We start from the raw sequence: 16,613 nt of genomic DNA, 5'->3' as shown, positions 1-16,613 counted from the left end.
CCGTTCTGGTGGGACTTCCCGTCCCCAGCGTTACCTGAACGGACTACGCGGTCTCCTCCAGGGACATCGCGTAGGTCTCCCGGTCACCGTCCATCAAAGCGACCCGCTCCACCCCGGCATCGGCGAGCTCCCTCCAGTGCTCACCCAGCCAGCTCTCCGCGTCCCCCCGCGAGGTGAAGGCCTCCTCCGGCAGGTCCGCGCCCTGGGGCGCCCCGTCGTCGGCCCCGCTGTACCGCCAGGTCCACGCCATGTCCGGCCGCCCTTCGTCGCGGATCTCCCGGTGCCCGTCACCGGCTCCTGCCCCGAGCTTAACCAAGGCTTGGCCCGTCATGCTGTTTACTTCTTCGGGTGCGTATCCGATTTCTCGGGACAGCGGGTCACGCGGGCTGGCCGGCCCCGCAGTGCACCTGCGCCTCCTGCAACCAGGCGCAGGCGGAGCGCCGCCTGCCGCTGCGCGTGACCGTCGACGACCGCTTCCGCCTCCGTGCCGAGGGCGCGGCCGGACCGGTGCCCCCGGAGTACGCGGTCACGCGCACCCCCGACGGCGTCCTGGTCGAGGGCCCCGACGGCGGTCGTCTGCTGTTCGCGCGCTCCGCTCCGGGACCGCTGCCGGGCGGACCACCCGTCGGGTCCGCCGCTGACGACGAGACCTCCGGCTACGCGTCGGCGGTGCCGCCCCAGCAGGTGGACATGGTGATCGTCGACGTGGCGCGACGGCCTGAGGTCATCGGGGAGCTGCGGCGCTCCGGGGTGATCGGGGTGACCACGGCGGTCGTGGCGGTCGGCGGCGACCACCGGCTCCGCTCCCCCGCCGAGTTCGCCCGCAGGGCGCGACTGTGGGGGGCGTTCTCCCCCGGCGACGGCCACGTGATGTCGTGCCCGCCCGCCGTGTGGCCCGGGTCCCGGCCCCGCGGCCCGCACCGCGTGCTGGTCACCGGCGGGGCCCGTTCCGGAAAGTCCACCGAGGCCGAACTCCGCCTGCTCGCCGAACCCCACGTGGTCTACGCGGCCACCGGCCCCGTGCCCGACCCGGAGGAGGACCCCGAGTGGGCGCGACGGGTCGCGGCGCACTCCGGCCGCCGTCCCTGGTGGTGGCGGACCGAGGAGACCTCCGACCTGGTGGGACTGCTCAAGGAGACGCGCGGATCCGTCCTGGTCGACTGCCTCGGCACCTGGCTGACCGGGGTCATGGACCGCCACGGGGCGTGGGCCGACCGGCCAGGCGGGGACACCCTGGAAGGGGTGGAGGCGGAGGTCCGCGACCTCCTGGAGGCCTGGCGGTCCACCCGGGCCTACGTGGTGGCGGTGACCAACGAGGTCGGTTCCGGGGTGGTTCCCGCGACGCCCGCCGGACGTCTGTTCCGCGACCACCTGGGCAGGCTCAACCAGTGGGTGGGGGCCGAGTCCGAGGAGGTCGTCCTGGTGACGGCGGGCCGTGTCCTGGACCTGCCGTGACCGGGGACGCCTCCGCGGGGGCGCGGATGGCCCTGGGGACGTTCACCGTCGTGCCCGTGCGCGTGGAGCGGGTGGACCGCGCCGCCGCCGGGTGGGCGATGTTCTGGGCGGCGCCGCTGGGAGCGGTGCTCGGCGCCCTCGTGGGAGCCGTCGCCGTCGCGTGCGGGGCCCTCGGCCTGTCCGATCCGCTGGCCGCGCTGCTGGCCGTGGGGCTGGGCGCACTGCTCACCCGGGGGCTGCACCTGGACGGGCTGGCCGACCTCGCCGACGGGTTCGGCAGCAACCGGCCCGCCGAGGGCGCGCTGGAGGTGATGCGGCGCTCGGACATCGGACCGTTCGGCGTCCTCACCCTGGTGGTCGTGCTGGCCGCGCAGGTGCTGGCGCTCGGACAACTGGTCGGGGCGTCCCCCGGCACCGCGGTGTCCGGTGCGGCCGCCGCGTGGGCGGCGGGCCGGCTGGCGGTCACCCTCGCGTGCACGCGGCGGGTGCCCCCGGCCCGGCCCGAGGGGCTGGGCGCGCTGGTGGCCGGGACGGTGGGCGTCCGACTCGCCGCGGCGGGCTGCGGGGTCGCCGCCGCGGTGTGCGCGGCCGCCTGGCTCCACTCACCCCTCTGGGCCGCGGGCTGCGCGGCCGGAACCGTGGCCGGACTGCTCGTCGCGGGCGTGCTGCTGCGGCGGTCGGTACGGCGCCTCGGTGGGATCACGGGGGACGTGCTGGGTGCCCTGGTGGAGTCGGCGACGGCGGCGGCGCTGGTCACCACGGCGGCCGCCACCGCCTGGACGTGACCGGTCCGGCCGTGACCCGTCTCACTTCGTGGCAACCTCCAAGCCCGCCACGGGGCGATGTCACCAGCATCACATTTTTTCACACGGAGTTTCGGGCGTCGCCCGTGCGGGCAGCGCCGACGGCCCCGGGCGATCCCGTACGACACCCCCCACCGGCGACCAGAGCCAGCCTCCCCGTGCGGAGCGGGCGCGGACGCCCCGGGGAACGCCCCTGCTCCCGCCGCGCACGGAGTGCCCCGTCAGCGCCCGGGAGGGCGCGGGGTGCCGCGTCGCCGCCGCGTTCACGAGGCGACTAGCATCGGGGACGTGAGCACGTCGTTGTCAGTACATACGGAGTCCCCCAGTTCGCTCGACGCCGACGCGGTTGTCGTCGGTTACCACTCCGGAGGCGACGCTCCGGAGCCCGCGTCGGGCGCTCATGACGTCGACGCCGCCTTCTCCGGCGGCCTCGGCTCGACCCTGTCGCTCCTGGGAGCGAGCGGCGAACCCGAGGAGGTGCACACCCTTGCCTCCCTCGGAGCCGTCACGGCCCCGGTCGTCGTCGCGGTCGGTCTCGGCCCGGCGCCCGCCGACGGTCCCGTCGACTCCGACATCCTGTCCCGCGCCGCCGGAGCGGCCCTGCGTTCGCTGTCCTCGCGCCCCGAGGGCGCCGGCCGCGTCGCCCTGGCCCTGCCCGCCGGAACCGCCGACGAGGCGGCCGCCGTGGCGCTCGGCGCCCAGCTGGGCGCCTACTCCTTCGACCGCTACCGCACCGGCGGGAAGGCGCAGAAGCGCGCCGGGCGGACGACCGACCTGACCGTGGTCTCCTCCGCCTCCGGCGCCGCCGAGGCCGTGGAGCGCTCCGCGGTCCTGGCCGAGGCCGTCTCCCTGACCCGCGACCTCGTCAACACCGCCCCCGCCGACCTGGTCCCCGAGGACCTGGCCGCGGCGGCCCAGGAGGCCGCGCAGCAGACCGGCCTCCAGATCGAGGTCCTGGACGAGCAGGCCCTCACCGAGGGCGGCTACGGCGGTCTGACCGGTGTCGGCCAGGGTTCCACGAACCCGCCGCGCCTGGTCCGTCTGGCCCACAGCCACCCCGAGGCCGACAGGACCGTCGCCTTCGTCGGCAAGGGCATCACGTTCGACTCCGGCGGTCTGTCCCTCAAGCCCGCGGGCTCGATGGACTGGATGAAGTCCGACATGGCCGGCGCCGCCTCCGTGCTCGCCGCCATGCGCGCCATCGCCGCACTGGAGCTGAGGGTCAACGTCGTGGCCTACCTGGCCGTGGCCGAGAACATGCCCAGCGGCACCGCCCAGCGTCCCTCCGACGTCCTGAGCATCTACGGCGGCAAGACCGTCGAGGTCCTCAACACCGACGCCGAGGGCCGTCTGGTCATGGCGGACGCCCTCGTCCGGGCCCACGAGGACCAGCCGGACCTGATCGTGGACATCGCCACGCTGACCGGCGCCCAGCTCGTCGCGCTCGGCACCCGGGTGTTCGCCGTCATGTCCAACGACGACACCGTCCGGGACGAGGTCGTCGCCGCGGCCGGTGCCGCCGGCGAGGCCGCCTGGCCGATGCCGCTGCCCTCCGAGCTGCGGGCGGGCCTGGACTCGTCCGTGGCCGACATCGCCAACGTGGCCGGCGAGCGCTGGGGCGGCATGCTCTCCGCGGGCGTGTTCCTCAGGGAGTTCATCGAGGACGGCGTCAAGTGGGCGCATCTCGACATCGCGGGCCCGTCCTTCAACCAGGGCGGACCGCACGGCTACACGGCCAAGGGCGGAACCGGTGCGGGCACGCGCACCCTGGTCCGCATCGCCGAGGACTACGCCAGTAAGTAGGACCCTGGGGAGGGACGGCGCTCCCGTGAGCCGGAACGCCGCCCCTCCCCGGTCCGCGCGGACCGGGCGCCTCCCCCCACGTGCCGGTTCCGCGGCCCACCACCCGGAATCACCAGCCACTGAACAAGGAGTTCGTTCCCGTGAGTGAGAGCGGCGGCACATTCGACCTCGTCGTCCTTGGCGGCGGCAGCGGAGGCTACGCGGCGGCACTGCGCGCGGCGGAGCTCGACATGAGCGTCGTCCTGATCGAGAAAGACAAGCTGGGCGGCACCTGCCTGCACCGCGGCTGCATCCCCACCAAGGCGCTCCTGCACTCGGCCGAGGTCGCCGACTCCGCCAAGGAGAGCGAGAACTTCGGTGTCAGGGCCACCTTCGAGGGCATCGACATCGACGCGGTCCACAAGTACAAGGACAAGGTGATCAGCGGCCTGCACAAGGGCCTGAGCGGGCTGGTCAAGTCCCGCAAGATCACCGTCGTCGAGGGTGAGGGCCGCCTGACCGGACCCGACGAGGTCACCGTCGGCGGCACCGTCTACAAGGGCCGCAACGTCCTGCTCGCCACCGGTTCCCAGCCCAAGACCCTGGGCCTGGACATCGACGGCGAGAAGGTCATGACCAGCGACCAGGCCCTCGGCCTGAACCGCGTACCCGAGTCGGTCATCGTCCTGGGCGGCGGCGTCATCGGCGTGGAGTTCGCCAGCGTCTGGCGCTCCTACGGCTCCGACGTCACCATCGTCGAGGCCCTTCCCCACCTGGTCCCCGTGGAGGAGGAGTCCAGCTCCAAGCTGCTGGAGCGGGCCTTCCGCAAGCGCAAGATCAAGTACGAACTGGGCACGCCGTTCGAGTCGGTCAAGACCACCGACACCGGTGTCACCGTCACCCTCCAGGGCGGCAGGACCCTCGACGCCGAGGTGCTGCTCGTCGCCATCGGCCGCGGCCCCGTCTCCGAGGGCCTCGGCTACGAGGAGCAGGGCCTCACCCTGGAGCGCGGCTTCGTCAAGGTGGACGAGAACCTGCACACCGGAGTGGGCAACGTCTACGCGGTCGGCGACCTGATCCCGACCCTCCAGCTCGCCCACGTCGGCTTCGCCGAGGGCATCTTCGTCGCCGAGCACATCGCCGGGCTCAACCCGCCCGCGATCGACTACGACGGCGTCCCGCGCGTCACCTACTGCGAGCCCGAGGTGGCCTCGGTCGGCCTCACCAGCAAGGTCGCCAAGGAGCGCGGCCACGACGTGGTCGAGATGAACTACAGCCTGGCGGGCAACGGCAAGAGCCAGATCCTCCAGACGCAGGGCGCGGTGAAGGTCATCGCCGAGAAGGACGGGCCCGTCCTGGGCGTCCACATGGTCGGCAGCCGCGTCGGCGAGCTCATCGCCGAGGGTCAGCTGATCTACAACTGGGAGGCGCTGCCCTCCGAGGTGGCCCAGCTCATCCACCCGCACCCGAGCCAGTCGGAGGCGCTGGGCGAGGCGCACCTGGCTCTGGCGGGCAAGCCGCTGCACGTCCACGACTGACCGCACCACCCGGGGGCGGGCCGACGCGGCCCGCCCCCGCCACATCCGCGCTGCCCAGTCAAGGCGTTGGGCAGATTCCGCGCCCAGATCCAACGAGGAACCCATGCCGACTTCCGTTTCCATGCCCGCCCTGGGTGAGAGCGTCACCGAGGGCACCGTCACCCAGTGGCTGAAGAACGTGGGCGACACCGTCGAGGTGGACGAACCACTCCTTGAGGTCTCCACCGACAAGGTGGACACCGAGATCCCCTCCCCGGTCGCGGGAGTACTCACCAAGATCCTCGTCGACGAGGACGAGACCGTGGAGATCGGCGCGGAGATCGCGGTCATCGGCGGCGCGGGCGAGACCGCCGACGAGACCGAGAGCGCTCCCACCGCCGAGGCCCCCCAGCCGGAGCCGACCCCCGAGCCCGCTCCCGAACCCGCCGCCGCGGAACCCGCTCCGGCTGCCGAGGCGCCGTCCGCGCCCGCTCCCGGCGGCGAGGAGACGCCGGTGACGATGCCCGCCCTGGGTGAGAGCGTCACCGAGGGCACCGTCACCCAGTGGCTCAAGAGCGTCGGCGACACCGTCGAGGTGGACGAACCACTCCTTGAGGTCTCCACCGACAAGGTGGACACCGAGATCCCCTCCCCGGTCGCGGGAGTACTCACCAAGATCCTCGTCGACGAGGACGAGACGGTCGACATCGGCGCACGGATCGCGACCATCGGTGCCGAGGGCGCCGCTCCCGCTCCCGCGCCCGAGGCCCCGGCTCCGCCGGCCGAGCCCGCGCCCGCCCCCGCGCCCGCCCCCGCGCCCGCCCCCGCACCGGCCCCCGCGCCGGAGCGCGAGGTCGAGGCTCCCCGGGTGGACATCGAGACGCTCAGCGGCACCGGTCGGGCCTCCGGCACCGACGCCGTCACCGAGGCGTACGTCACCCCGCTGGTCCGCAAGCTGGCCGCCGAGAACCGTGTCGACCTGAGCCGGGTCAGGGGCAGCGGCGTCGGCGGCCGGATCCGCAAGCAGGACGTGCTCCGGGCCGCCGAGGAGCAGAAGGCGGCCGCCGCGCGTGCCGCCGCCCCCGCGGCGCCGTCCTCGACCGCGCGCAAGGGTGCCACCGACACCTCCCTGCGGGGCCGCACCGAGAAGATGAGCCGCCTGCGCCGGTCGATCGCCGACCGGATGGTCGAGTCGCTCAACACCGCGGCCGAGACCACGCAGGTCATCGAGGTCGACGTCACCAAGATCGCACGTCTGCGTGAGCAGGCGACCGCAGAGTTCACCCAGCGCGAGGGCGTTGCGCTGGACTTCTTCCCGTTCTTCGCGCTGGCCGCGGTGGAGGCCCTCAAGGCCAATCCGAAGCTCAACGCGGTGATCGAGAGCGACAACGACGAGGTCAGCTACCACGACGTCGAGAACCTCGGCATCTCCGTGGACACCGACCGCGGTCTGCTCGTCCCGGTCATCCGTGACGCCGGCCGTCTCGGCCTGACGGACCTGGCCCGCAGCATCACGGCGCTGACCGAGCGGGCGCACACCGGTCTGCTCGGCCCGGACGAGCTCGGCGGCGGTACGTTCACGATCGCCGAGACCGGGAGCACCGGCGCCCTGTTCGGCACGCCGATCATCAACACCCCGCAGGTGGCCATCCTGGGCACGGGCGCGGTCGTCAAGCGGCCCGTCGTGGTCGAGGACCCGGCGATGGGCGGCGAGGTGATCGCCGTCCGGTCGATGGTGTACCTGTCGCTGTCCCACGACCACCGTCTGATCGACGGCGCCGACGCGGGCCGCTTCCTCCAGGCCGTCAAGGAGCGCCTGGAGGAGGGTTCCTTCGAGGCCGAACTGGGTCTGTAGAACCGTTTCCTCCCGTCCCGCCGGGCCGGACACCGCGTGCGGTGTCCGGCCCGGCGTCGTCGCGGGCGCGGGACGCGCACCCCCGACTTGACCTCAAGTCAGGTCGAGGTTCTAACGTGGACGGCGTCGACCCCCCGACGAACGAACGCGCCCGGTCCGCCCTCCCCCCGGCCGGCCGGGCACACGAGGCCGACGGCTGCGCGCGGCGCGCGCACCGTCGACCCGCGGACACGAGGACTTACATGCACAACCTTCGTATCGCGCTCGTCCTGGGCGGCAACCGCAACGGCCGGACGGGACCGGCGGTCACCCGGTGGTTCCTCGACCGGGCGCGGAGCCACGGCGGCGCCGAACTCGACGTCCTGGACGTCGCCGACCTCGGGGCCGCCGAGGGCCACGGCGCGCCCGTGGCCGACTTCGGCGCCCGGATCGACGCCGCCGACGCCTTCGTGGTCCTCACCCCCGAGTACAACCACGGCTACCCCGGGCCGCTCAAGTCCGCGATCGACTCGGCCCGCCGGGAGTGGGCCGCCAAGCCGGTCGGGTTCGTCTCCTACGGCGGCCTCTCCGGCGGCCTGCGGGCGGTCGAGCAGCTCCGGCTGGTCTTCAGCGAACTGCACACCGCGACCCTGCGCGACACCGTCAGCTTCCACAACGCCCAGACGCTGTTCACCGCCGACGGGGATCCCAAGGAGGACATGTCCGGCGCGGAGGCGGCCGTGGCGACCCTGCTCGACGAACTGCTGTGGTGGGCCCGGGCGCTCAGGGCGGCCAGGGAGCGCGAACCCTACCCCGGACGACCGTAGACCGCACCCGCGGCGCGGTACCGGCCGATCCCGGAAACGGGGACGGGGCGGCGCCGATGGCACCGCCCCGCCTTCTTACCCCACCAATCACCATCCCCTGATGATCCCCATCATCAAAGGTCTGTGGACGGGCGAGCGCGGCCGACCCGGCGGCGCGTCGCCCACGGTAGCCCCGCGATGACGCGGAGTCCCTTGTCCCACCTTCAACGTAGAAGACCGCGGCCCGCCGTGCAGGGCTTTCGGCGAAAAAGACCGGGAAATCTTGGCCGGCCGCCCGCGCGGACGGCCGGCGTGGTCCGTCTGTGACCGGCGGAGGGTAGGTCCCAGGGCATGAGAGTCGCTATCACGGGAGCCTCGGGGCTCATCGGCGGCGCGCTGGTCGCGTCCCTGCTGGAGGACGGCCACTCGGTGGTGCGGATGGTGCGCCACCCCCCGCGCGCGGAACGCACCGCCCGCCTGGAGGAGGCGGAGTGGCGCCCGGAGCAGGGCAGGGTGGACACCGTCGCACTGCACGGCGCCGACGCCGTCGTGCACCTGGCCGGGGCGCCGATCGGCAGCGCGCTGTGGACACGGCGCAGGCGCTCGCTCATCCGGCGCAGCCGGGTACGCGGGACCCGGATCCTGTGCCGGGCGATCGCCGCCATGGACTCCCCTCCCCCGCGTCTGCTCAGTGCCTCGGGCATGAACTTCTACGGGGACACCGGCGGGACGACGGCCACCGAGTCCGCACCGCCCGGGACGGGCTTCCTCTCCGAGGTCGCCCAGGCGTGGGAGGCCGCCACCGCCCCGGCGGAGGAGGCGGGGGTGGCGGTGGCGCACCTGCGCACGGCGGTCGTCCTGGACCGCTCCGGCGGCCTGCTGCGGTCGGTGCTGCCCCTGTACCGGGCGGGGCTGGGCGGACGCCTGGGGTCGGGGGCCCAGTACATGACCTGGATCGCCCTGCGGGACCACGTCGGGGCGATGCGCTTCCTCCTGGAGCGCCCCGGGATCACCGGTCCGGTGAACATGTGCGCGCCCGAACCGGTGAGCAACGCGGCCTTCACCGAGGCTCTGGGACGGGTACTGGGAAGGCCCACGCTGCTGCCCGTTCCGGCGACGGCGCTGCGGGCGACGCTGGGGGACTTCGCCGAGGAGACCGCGCTGCTGGACCTTCGCGCGGTGCCCGAACGCCTTGTGAAGGCGGGGTATTCCTTCACGTTCCCCACCATCGACAGTGCGCTATCCGACATCCTGGCCAGACCCGGCCCTCGCGCCGGGGCGTAAGGTGTGGGTGTGAGTGATCTCGTTTACGCATGGATGGGCGACTCGCCGGTCCCGTACCACCAGGGCTGGGATCTCCAGAAGCGGCTCCACAAGCGCCGTGTCGCCGACGAGGTGGCCGACACCGTCCTCCTGCTGGAGCACGAACCCGTCTATACGGCGGGCAAGCGCACCGGGAGGTGGGATCGTCCCACCTCCGACCCCGGCGCCCCTGTCGTCGACATCGACCGCGGCGGAAAGATCACGTGGCACGGGCCCGGCCAGCTGACGGTGTACCCCATCGTCAGGCTGCGCGACCCCGTCGACGTGATCGCCTACGTCCGCATGCTGGAGGAGGCCATCATCCGCACCATCGCGGAGTACGGCCTCACCGGGAAGCGGGTCGAGGGGCGGACCGGGGTCTGGCTGGACGCCGCCCCGGACCGGGGGCTCATCGAGCGCAAGATCGCCGCCATCGGCTGCCGCATCGCCCGCGGGGTGGGGATGCACGGACTCGCATTGAACTGCGATAATGATCTGTCATGGTATGACCGGATCGTCCCGTGCGGCATCTCCGACGCCGGCGTCACCACGCTCACGGCCGAGGTCGGGCGTGACGTGACCGTCGGCGAGGTGCGGCCGCACATGGAACGGCACCTGGCGGACGTCCTCGGTGCGGACGGGTACAGCCACACCGACGGCGCCGCGCTGCTCGCCGGAGCCACCGCCTGAGGATGACCACCCACACCAGCCACCGGTCCCCCACCGGGACCCAGTGCCCCCACGAGGGGCGGAGTCGTCCCCGTCACGGGGCACAGAAGGGAACGGGTTCACGTTGACCGTCGCTCCTGAGGGCCGCAAGCTGCTGCGCGTGGAGGCGCGCAACAGCGAGACCCCCATCGAGAAGAAGCCGCCGTGGATCAAGATCAAGGCGCACATGGGGCCCGAGTACACCGAGCTCCACTCCCTGGTCAAGAAGGAGGGCCTGCACACGGTCTGCCAGGAGGCCGGGTGCCCCAACATCTACGAGTGCTGGGAGGACCGGGAGGCCACCTTCCTCATCGGCGGCGACCAGTGCACCCGCCGTTGCGACTTCTGCCAGATCGCCACGGGCAAGCCCACCGCGTTGGACCGCATGGAGCCGACCAAGGTCGCCAACTCGGTGCGGACCATGGAACTGCGCTACGCCACCGTCACGGGTGTGGCCCGCGACGACCTGGAGGACGGCGGTGCGTGGCTCTACGCGGAGACGGTCCGCAAGATCCACGAGCTCAACCCCGGCACCGGCGTCGAGCTGCTCATCCCGGACTTCAACGCCGACCCCGACCAGCTGGCCGAGGTCTTCGGGGCGCGGCCCGAGGTGCTGGCGCACAACGTGGAGACCGTGCCGCGGATCTTCAAGCGCATCCGACCGGGCTTCCGCTATGAGCGCTCCCTGGAGGTCATCACCCGCGCCCGCGAGGACGGCCTGGTCACCAAGTCCAACCTGATCCTGGGCATGGGCGAGACCCGTGAGGAGATCAGCGAGGCCATGCGCGACCTGCACGAGGCCGGGTGCGACCTGCTGACCATCACCCAGTACCTGCGCCCCTCCAAGCTGCACCACCCGATCGACCGCTGGGTGAAGCCGCAGGAGTTCGCCGAACTGGGCGAGGAGGCCGAGGAGATCGGCTTCGCCGGGGTCATGTCCGGACCGCTCGTGCGTTCCTCCTACCGCGCGGGACGCCTGTACAAGCAGGCCCGGGAGAAGCGGGACGCCGAGGCCGCTTCCGGGGCGAACGTGACGCGTCAGGACATGACATCCCAGTCGTAACCAAGCTGGAACGGTGGCCCTCGGGTCACCGTTCCGCAGTTGTGGGGCCGCCCGCCTATCCTGGTGGGGAGAGGCGCCCCGCTGGCGGCGCCGGATGGCGCCGCACGTAGGTCGACCGCGAAGAGGAGGCAAGGCAGCTCGGGGAGGCCGTCCCCCGCCGACTGGATCGGCGCCCGCTGCCTGAGAGCACGATGGCGAAGAAGCCCAAGGGTTCCGAGAAGACGACCCCCGCCAAGGGCCGGACCGACAAGCAGCCGGGCCGACTCAAGCAGATCGGCATGGTCGCCAAGGTCGTCCACCAGCAGAGCCCGCGCAGTATCCCGATCGCCGTTGCCGTCGCGGTCGTCATCCTCGCCGCGGCCGTGGTGGTCGGCGCCCTGACCGGATCCTGGCTCGTGTGGACGCTCACCGGCGTCCCGGTGGCCTTCCTGGTCGGCTTCATCATCTTCACCCGGTCGGCCCAGCGCGTCCAGTTCAAGATGCTGGACGGCCAGCTCGGCGCCGGGATGGCGATCCTGGAGAACATGCGCGGCAACTGGGTGGTCGAACCCGGCGTGGCCGCCAACAAGCAGATGGACGTCGTTCACCGCGTGGTGGGGCGCCCCGGCGTGATCCTGGTCGGCGAGGGCGACCCGGGCCGCCTCCGGCCGCTCATCGCCGGTGAGAAGAAGCGCGTCGCACGCGTGGCGCACGACATCCACATCTACGACTACAAGGTCGGCAACGGCGACGACCAGGTGCCCATCGACAAGCTCCAGCGCACGCTGGTCAAGCTGCCCAAGCTCCTGGACAAGCCGGACGTCGCCGAGCTGAACTACCGGCTCAAGGCGCTCCCGCCCGCCATGCAGATGCCCAAGGGGCCGATGCCCAAGGGCGCGAAGCTGCCCAAGGGCATGCGGGGCAAGATGGGCTAGGCGGTGTCCTGGGGGCCTCAGCTGCGCTTTGAACTGCTCCCCGGAAGTTGGACTGGGAAATCCAGTTCCATCTACCGGGGAGCAGACCTGTCTACCCCACGAGCTCGCTGTCTGAGCAGCAACGTCAGGTAGCCGTAGCCCTGTTCGAGGCAGGCCATGGCAGGGACGCTACCGCCACCCGGGTCTCCACGACGCTGAAGGGCCTGGGCCCGGTCGAGTACCGGACCCAGGCCCTGGCGGCCTAGCCTTCAATCAGCCAGTCCAACTTCCGGGGACCACTTCAGTTCGGGGCGGCCCCTCGCGCGTACGGTCAGTCCTTGTCGTATCCGATGAGGTCGCCCGGCTGGCAGTCCAGCTCACGGCACAGTGCGGCCAGGGTGGAGAAGCGGATGGCCCTGGCTCTGCCGTTCTTGAGGACCGACAGGTTGACGACCGTGACGCCGACCCGGGCGGCGAGCTCGGTGAGGGTCATGCCGCGCTCGGCGAGCAGCTCGTCCAGGTGCACCCGGATGCCGGTGGCCTCCTCGGGTGGCATCAGACCAGACCCTCGACGTCGTCGCGCAGCCCGGTGCCGCGGCGGAACACCTCCGCCAGGGCGGCGATGACGCAGCCCGCGCCGATCAGGGGCAGGGAGATGCCCTCACCCCCGGCCACGGAGACCGGAAGGACCGTCTCGGCCGCTCCGAGGGCCCGTGACTGGAGCACGAGGTCGCGGACGGCCCCGGCCACGGGGACGAGCACGGACGCGGTGACGACCACCAGCGCCACGGTGTGGAGCCGGCGCGCGTTGGCGGGGACGAAGGGGTCACCGCGGCGCAGACTCGTGACGACGCCCAGCAGCATGAGGATGACCACGAAGGCGGCGGTCAGGCCCAGGAGCGCCGGGAGCACCAGGAGGAGCCGTTCGGGGACGGTGGGGTCGTGGAAGGTCAGCTCCACCGTCCCGGTGGTGTCGGCGGTGACGCCCTCGGACGCGTCGACGGCGACCCCGTCGGCGGTGGTGACGCCCCCGGGCAGGGGGAGGGTGATCGTGTTCAGCGGTCCCGCCGCGTCCGCGGGCAGGAGAGGGGTGGTCCAGGCGAGGGCCAAGACACAGCCGAGAGCGGTGATCCCGAGCCCCACGACGAGGGTGACGCGTAGGACGGCACTGTCCGCCGCGGACCACAGGGGACCGGAACGGGTACGCATGGGCAATCCTCCTTATCGTTTTTCGATAATAACGATAAACGATAAGTCCCTGTCTGTCATCCGTCCGGACGGCGGCCCGTACCGTCCCCGGAGACGTTGAGGGCCCCGTACACGCTCGTACGGGGCCCTCAACGGTCGGATCGGGGCGGGGTCAGTCGCAGGAGACCTCGTCGGCCGCGGAACGGCTGTCCAGCCCGTCGAGCGGGTCAGCGCCTTCTGCGGGGTCCGCGCCGTCCGCGCCGTCCGCGCCGGAGCCTCCGGTGGCCAGACCCGCCCAGTCGGTGGCGCCCATCACCAGCTCCAGGTCGTCGCCGAGGTCGGCGGCCTCCTCCACCCGGGCGGTGTCCAGCGCCCCGGCCAGCACCCGGGCCCGCGCCGCCCGGCCCGGGCCGTGGTAGACGGTGGTCACCTCCGAGGGCCGCTGTTCGGGGTTGCCGATCCCGGTGACCGTGAAGCCCTCGGCCTCCAGCAACGGGCGGACCGCACCGGCCAGACCGTCGGTCGCGGTGCCGTTGAGCAGCCGGACGGAGACGTCCGAGGGCTCGACGTCCTCCTCGGCGGCACCGTCGCCGCCGTCGTCCTCTCCCCCGTCCTGCCCGGCCAGGGACTCCCCCGCGGCGACGGCCGCGAACAGCTCGCCCGCCTGGGGCTCCCGGACCTCCACCTTGTACGTGAACTCCCGCGAGTCCACGACCGGCACCATCACCATGTTCATCCGGTCCAGGTCCACGTCGCGCATGGCGATGACCAGTTCGGCCATCCTGTCCATGGTGAGTGTGTCGTCGGTGACCAGGTTGTCGGTGACCGAGTCGAGGAGGGAGTAGACCGAGGTCGGGCTGGAGAGGAACTCGCCGCTGGTCACCTCCCGCACCAGCGCGCCGACCAGCCGCTGCTGGCTCTGGATGCGCTCCAGGTCGCTCTCGTTCTCGGTACTGGCCCTGGACCGCGCCAGACCCAGGGCCTCGGTCCCGTCGAGCCGCTGCCGGCCGGCCTCCAGCTGGAGGTGGGCCTTGGGGTCGTTGATCGGCTCGGGGATGCACATCTGCACACCACCGACGGTGTTCACGATGTCCTCGAACCCGGCGAAGTCCACCTGCACCATGTGGTCCAGGTGGATACCGGTGGTGTTCTCCATCGTGTTGCCCAGGCAGTTCAACCCGCCGTACATCATCGAGTGGTTGATCTGGTCCCGGCCGCCGGACCACCCCGGGGAGTCGCCGGCCGGATCACAGGCCGGGATCTCCACGATGAGGTCGCGTGGCACGTTCACCATCGTCACGGCGCCCGCGTCGACGTTGACGTTGACGATGACCAGGACGTCGGGGCGGTCCCCTCCCGACTCGGTGTCCACTCCCAGGAGCAGGATGTTGTGGACGCCCTCGACACGGTCGGGGCGGTCGCCCCACGTGTCGGTGTCGATCTCCTCGGTCCGGATGTCGAACGCGGAGGCGTAGGCCCCGTAGACGGCCAGACTCGCTGCGATGAGCACGCCCGTCAGAGCACAGGCCAACCACTGTCCGGCGCTCATGAGCGATCGGGGGACGGGGCGGGAGGGCGTCTTCCTGGCAGCCACGGGGCACCGATCCGGTATGGGACGGGAAGGGGGGTGTCCGACGGGGGCACGGTCCTCGGAAAGTGAGGAAACGGACACGACGATCCGGATCGTACCCGAACGCCGTAACCTACGCGAGACCATCGACCGGCCGCGCCCCCGTGACGCCGCTCAGCAGGGGCTGTCCTCCGCCGCCTCCGCGGTGATACCGCCCAGGTCCTCCGCGACCGAGGTCTCGGGCTCGGTCGAGCCGCCGCCCGCGACACCGACCCAGTCCGCGCCCAGGACCAGTTCGAGGTCGGCACCCAGCCCCTCGGCCTCCTCGGTCACGGCCTGCTCCAGGGCGTCGGCCAGGACGGAGGCCGCCGCCTCCTGGCCGGGCGCGTGGTAGACGGTGGTGGCACCGGGGAAGCGCACCTCGGGGTTGCCGGTGTTGGTGACCTCGAACCCCTCCGCCTCCAGCTGTGCCTGTGCCTCACTCGCCAGACCGGTGATCCCGGTGTTGTTGCGGATGTCGACCGTGATCTCGGAGGGGTCGGGAGCGCCCTCGCCCCCGTCGGAGTCGCCGGAGTCCTCCTCGTCCCCCGCGTCCCCGCCCGTCAGGTCGGCGCCGGAGCTGATCGCCTCGAAGAGTTCGGAGGCGTCGGGCTCGCGCATGATGAGCCGGTTGGTGTCGTTGGGGTTCTGGCCGTTGGGGACGGTCAGGAACTGGACGTTGCCCAGGTCGACCTCGCGCATCGAGATGGCGATGGAGGTCATGGTGTCGACGTTCAGGTCCTCGTCGGTCGCGATGGAGTCGGTGACCGCGCCGAGGAAGTTGGTGACCGTGACCGGGCTGGTCATCACCTCGCTGCTGAGGACGCCGCGCAGCATCGCGCCCATGAACTGCTGCTGGCGTCCGATCCGCGACAGGTCGCTGCCGTCGCCCTGCCCGTAGCGGGAACGGACGAAGCCGAGCGAGCTCTCGCCGTCGAGCGTCTGCAGTCCGGCGTCGAGTTCGAGGTGCGCCCTGGGGTCGCTGATCGGCTCGGGGATGCACATCTCCACACCGCCGATGGCGTCCACCATGTCCTTGAAACCGGTGAAGTCCATCATGACGAAGTGGTCCAGGTGCACGCCGGTCACCTGCTCGACCGTGTTCCACTGGCAGCCGATGCCGCCGAAGGTCATCGCCGAGTTGAGCATGCCCGTCTGGGGGCTCATCCCCTCGTAGCCCTCGGCCGGCTCACAGCCGGGAAGGTCCACGACCAGGTCGCGGGGCAGGTTCACCAGGGTCGCCGTGCCGTGGTCGACGTTGATGCTGGCGATGAGCATCGTGTCGGGGCGCTCGCCCTCGGCCTCACCGTAGTTGGCGTTCTCCCCGGACCGGATGTCGGAACCGATGATGAGCAGGTTCATCACGCCCTCGACGTTCACCGGCCGGTCCCAGTCCTCGGTGTCCACCCGGTGGGTGGTGATGTTGCCGACGATGCCCTGGTACCAGCCGTATCCGCCGAGGCTGGCGACGATGGCCAACACGGTGGCCACGCACGCCACCCATTGCCCGGTGGACAGCCGCCCACGGTCGGACGTGCGCGAGGAGCGGGGGGCGGAGCGTCTTCCAGCCATACGAACCTTCGGGATGGTGCGTTGCGACCCGTCGAGGGGCGGGGCGATGGAGCCCCGGGGTCAAGAATGTTCCCAGGGAGA

The 16,613-nt window shown here is 71.9% G+C and carries 15 protein-coding genes; 10 read left to right on the top strand and 5 right to left on the bottom strand.

Annotated elements, in window-relative coordinates; genetic code table 11:
• Window positions 1–43 precede the first annotated feature (43 nt).
• Complete coding sequence (locus ACTVAJ_RS08060; RefSeq protein ID WP_470387460.1) at window positions 44–250, bottom strand: hypothetical protein; 207 nt, start codon at window positions 248–250, stop codon at window positions 44–46.
• A 206-nt stretch (window positions 251–456) separates the two neighbouring features.
• On the opposite strand from ACTVAJ_RS08060, the gene ACTVAJ_RS08055 reads away from it, so the two are divergent.
• The 10 genes from ACTVAJ_RS08055 (at window position 457) to ACTVAJ_RS08010 (ending at window position 12,184) form a co-directional block, all read left to right on the top strand.
• Complete coding sequence (locus tag ACTVAJ_RS08055) at window positions 457–1,455, top strand: bifunctional adenosylcobinamide kinase/adenosylcobinamide-phosphate guanylyltransferase (protein WP_470387459.1); 999 nt, start codon at window positions 457–459, stop codon at window positions 1,453–1,455.
• 26 nt (window positions 1,456–1,481) lie between these two features.
• Complete coding sequence (locus ACTVAJ_RS08050; protein ID WP_470387458.1) at window positions 1,482–2,240, top strand: adenosylcobinamide-GDP ribazoletransferase; 759 nt, start codon at window positions 1,482–1,484, stop codon at window positions 2,238–2,240.
• Window positions 2,241–2,546: 306 nt separating this feature from the next.
• Window positions 2,547–4,061, top strand: a complete 1,515-nt coding sequence (locus tag ACTVAJ_RS08045) for a leucyl aminopeptidase (protein ID WP_470387436.1) — start codon at window positions 2,547–2,549, stop codon at window positions 4,059–4,061.
• A 140-nt stretch (window positions 4,062–4,201) separates the two neighbouring features.
• Complete coding sequence (gene lpdA, locus ACTVAJ_RS08040) at window positions 4,202–5,578, top strand: dihydrolipoyl dehydrogenase (RefSeq protein ID WP_470387435.1); 1,377 nt, start codon at window positions 4,202–4,204, stop codon at window positions 5,576–5,578.
• Window positions 5,579–5,699: 121 nt separating this feature from the next.
• A complete protein-coding gene (gene sucB, locus ACTVAJ_RS08035; RefSeq protein ID WP_470387457.1) occupies window positions 5,700–7,412 on the top strand; it encodes a 2-oxoglutarate dehydrogenase, E2 component, dihydrolipoamide succinyltransferase in 1,713 nt (570 codons plus the stop codon).
• A gap of 242 nt (window positions 7,413–7,654) precedes the next feature.
• Window positions 7,655–8,218: an NADPH-dependent FMN reductase gene (locus ACTVAJ_RS08030; RefSeq protein ID WP_470387434.1), complete on the top strand. Its 564-nt coding sequence runs from the start codon at window positions 7,655–7,657 to the stop codon at window positions 8,216–8,218.
• A gap of 330 nt (window positions 8,219–8,548) precedes the next feature.
• A complete protein-coding gene (locus ACTVAJ_RS08025) occupies window positions 8,549–9,481 on the top strand; it encodes a TIGR01777 family oxidoreductase (protein ID WP_470387433.1) in 933 nt (310 codons plus the stop codon).
• A 9-nt stretch (window positions 9,482–9,490) separates the two neighbouring features.
• On the top strand, window positions 9,491–10,189 hold the full coding sequence (lipB, locus tag ACTVAJ_RS08020; RefSeq protein ID WP_470387432.1) for a lipoyl(octanoyl) transferase LipB: 699 nt from the start codon (window positions 9,491–9,493) through the stop codon (window positions 10,187–10,189).
• A 103-nt stretch (window positions 10,190–10,292) separates the two neighbouring features.
• Window positions 10,293–11,270 carry a lipoyl synthase gene (gene lipA / locus ACTVAJ_RS08015; protein ID WP_470387431.1) on the top strand — a complete coding sequence of 326 codons (978 nt, stop codon included), beginning with the start codon at window positions 10,293–10,295 and terminating at the stop codon, window positions 11,268–11,270.
• Window positions 11,271–11,461: 191 nt separating this feature from the next.
• Window positions 11,462–12,184: a DUF4191 domain-containing protein gene (locus ACTVAJ_RS08010; protein WP_470387430.1), complete on the top strand. Its 723-nt coding sequence runs from the start codon at window positions 11,462–11,464 to the stop codon at window positions 12,182–12,184.
• A gap of 310 nt (window positions 12,185–12,494) precedes the next feature.
• On the opposite strand, the gene ACTVAJ_RS08005 is transcribed toward ACTVAJ_RS08010, so the two are convergent.
• The 4 genes from ACTVAJ_RS08005 to ACTVAJ_RS07990 form a co-directional block, all read right to left on the bottom strand.
• The gene (locus ACTVAJ_RS08005) at window positions 12,495–12,719 is read right to left on the bottom strand and encodes a helix-turn-helix domain-containing protein (RefSeq protein WP_470387429.1); all 225 of its coding nucleotides are present in this window, start codon (window positions 12,717–12,719) and stop codon (window positions 12,495–12,497) included.
• Entirely contained in the window at window positions 12,719–13,372 is a 654-nt protein-coding gene (locus ACTVAJ_RS08000; RefSeq protein WP_470387428.1) for a DUF2975 domain-containing protein, read from the bottom strand. Before ACTVAJ_RS08000 ends, ACTVAJ_RS08005 begins: the two co-directional genes overlap by 1 nt.
• A 151-nt stretch (window positions 13,373–13,523) precedes the next feature.
• On the bottom strand, window positions 13,524–14,900 hold the full coding sequence (locus ACTVAJ_RS07995) for an LCP family protein (protein ID WP_470387427.1): 1,377 nt from the start codon (window positions 14,898–14,900) through the stop codon (window positions 13,524–13,526).
• A 195-nt stretch (window positions 14,901–15,095) separates the two neighbouring features.
• Window positions 15,096–16,532, bottom strand: a complete 1,437-nt coding sequence (locus tag ACTVAJ_RS07990; protein ID WP_470387426.1) for an LCP family protein — start codon at window positions 16,530–16,532, stop codon at window positions 15,096–15,098.
• Window positions 16,533–16,613: the final 81 nt, after the last annotated feature.

The organism is Nocardiopsis sp. KDC1DS13DA1 (genome assembly GCF_055632325.1).
Note: the sequence above shows the minus strand (reverse complement) of the source record. Positions and strands in the feature narration are given on the sequence as shown.

Coding starts and splice junctions, on each gene's coding strand:
- ACTVAJ_RS08025 (WP_470387433.1), top strand. CDS start 8,549: ATGAGAGTCGCTATCACGGGAGCCTCGGGGCTCATCGGCGGCGCGCTG.
- ACTVAJ_RS08005 (WP_470387429.1), bottom strand. CDS start 12,719: ATGCCACCCGAGGAGGCCACCGGCATCCGGGTGCACCTGGACGAGCTG.
- ACTVAJ_RS08050 (WP_470387458.1), top strand. CDS start 1,482: ATGGCCCTGGGGACGTTCACCGTCGTGCCCGTGCGCGTGGAGCGGGTG.
- ACTVAJ_RS08030 (WP_470387434.1), top strand. CDS start 7,655: ATGCACAACCTTCGTATCGCGCTCGTCCTGGGCGGCAACCGCAACGGC.
- ACTVAJ_RS08010 (WP_470387430.1), top strand. CDS start 11,462: ATGGCGAAGAAGCCCAAGGGTTCCGAGAAGACGACCCCCGCCAAGGGC.
- ACTVAJ_RS08000 (WP_470387428.1), bottom strand. CDS start 13,372: ATGCGTACCCGTTCCGGTCCCCTGTGGTCCGCGGCGGACAGTGCCGTC.
- ACTVAJ_RS08060 (WP_470387460.1), bottom strand. CDS start 250: ATGGCGTGGACCTGGCGGTACAGCGGGGCCGACGACGGGGCGCCCCAG.
- ACTVAJ_RS07990 (WP_470387426.1), bottom strand. CDS start 16,532: ATGGCTGGAAGACGCTCCGCCCCCCGCTCCTCGCGCACGTCCGACCGT.
- ACTVAJ_RS07995 (WP_470387427.1), bottom strand. CDS start 14,900: ATGAGCGCCGGACAGTGGTTGGCCTGTGCTCTGACGGGCGTGCTCATC.
- sucB (WP_470387457.1), top strand. CDS start 5,700: ATGCCCGCCCTGGGTGAGAGCGTCACCGAGGGCACCGTCACCCAGTGG.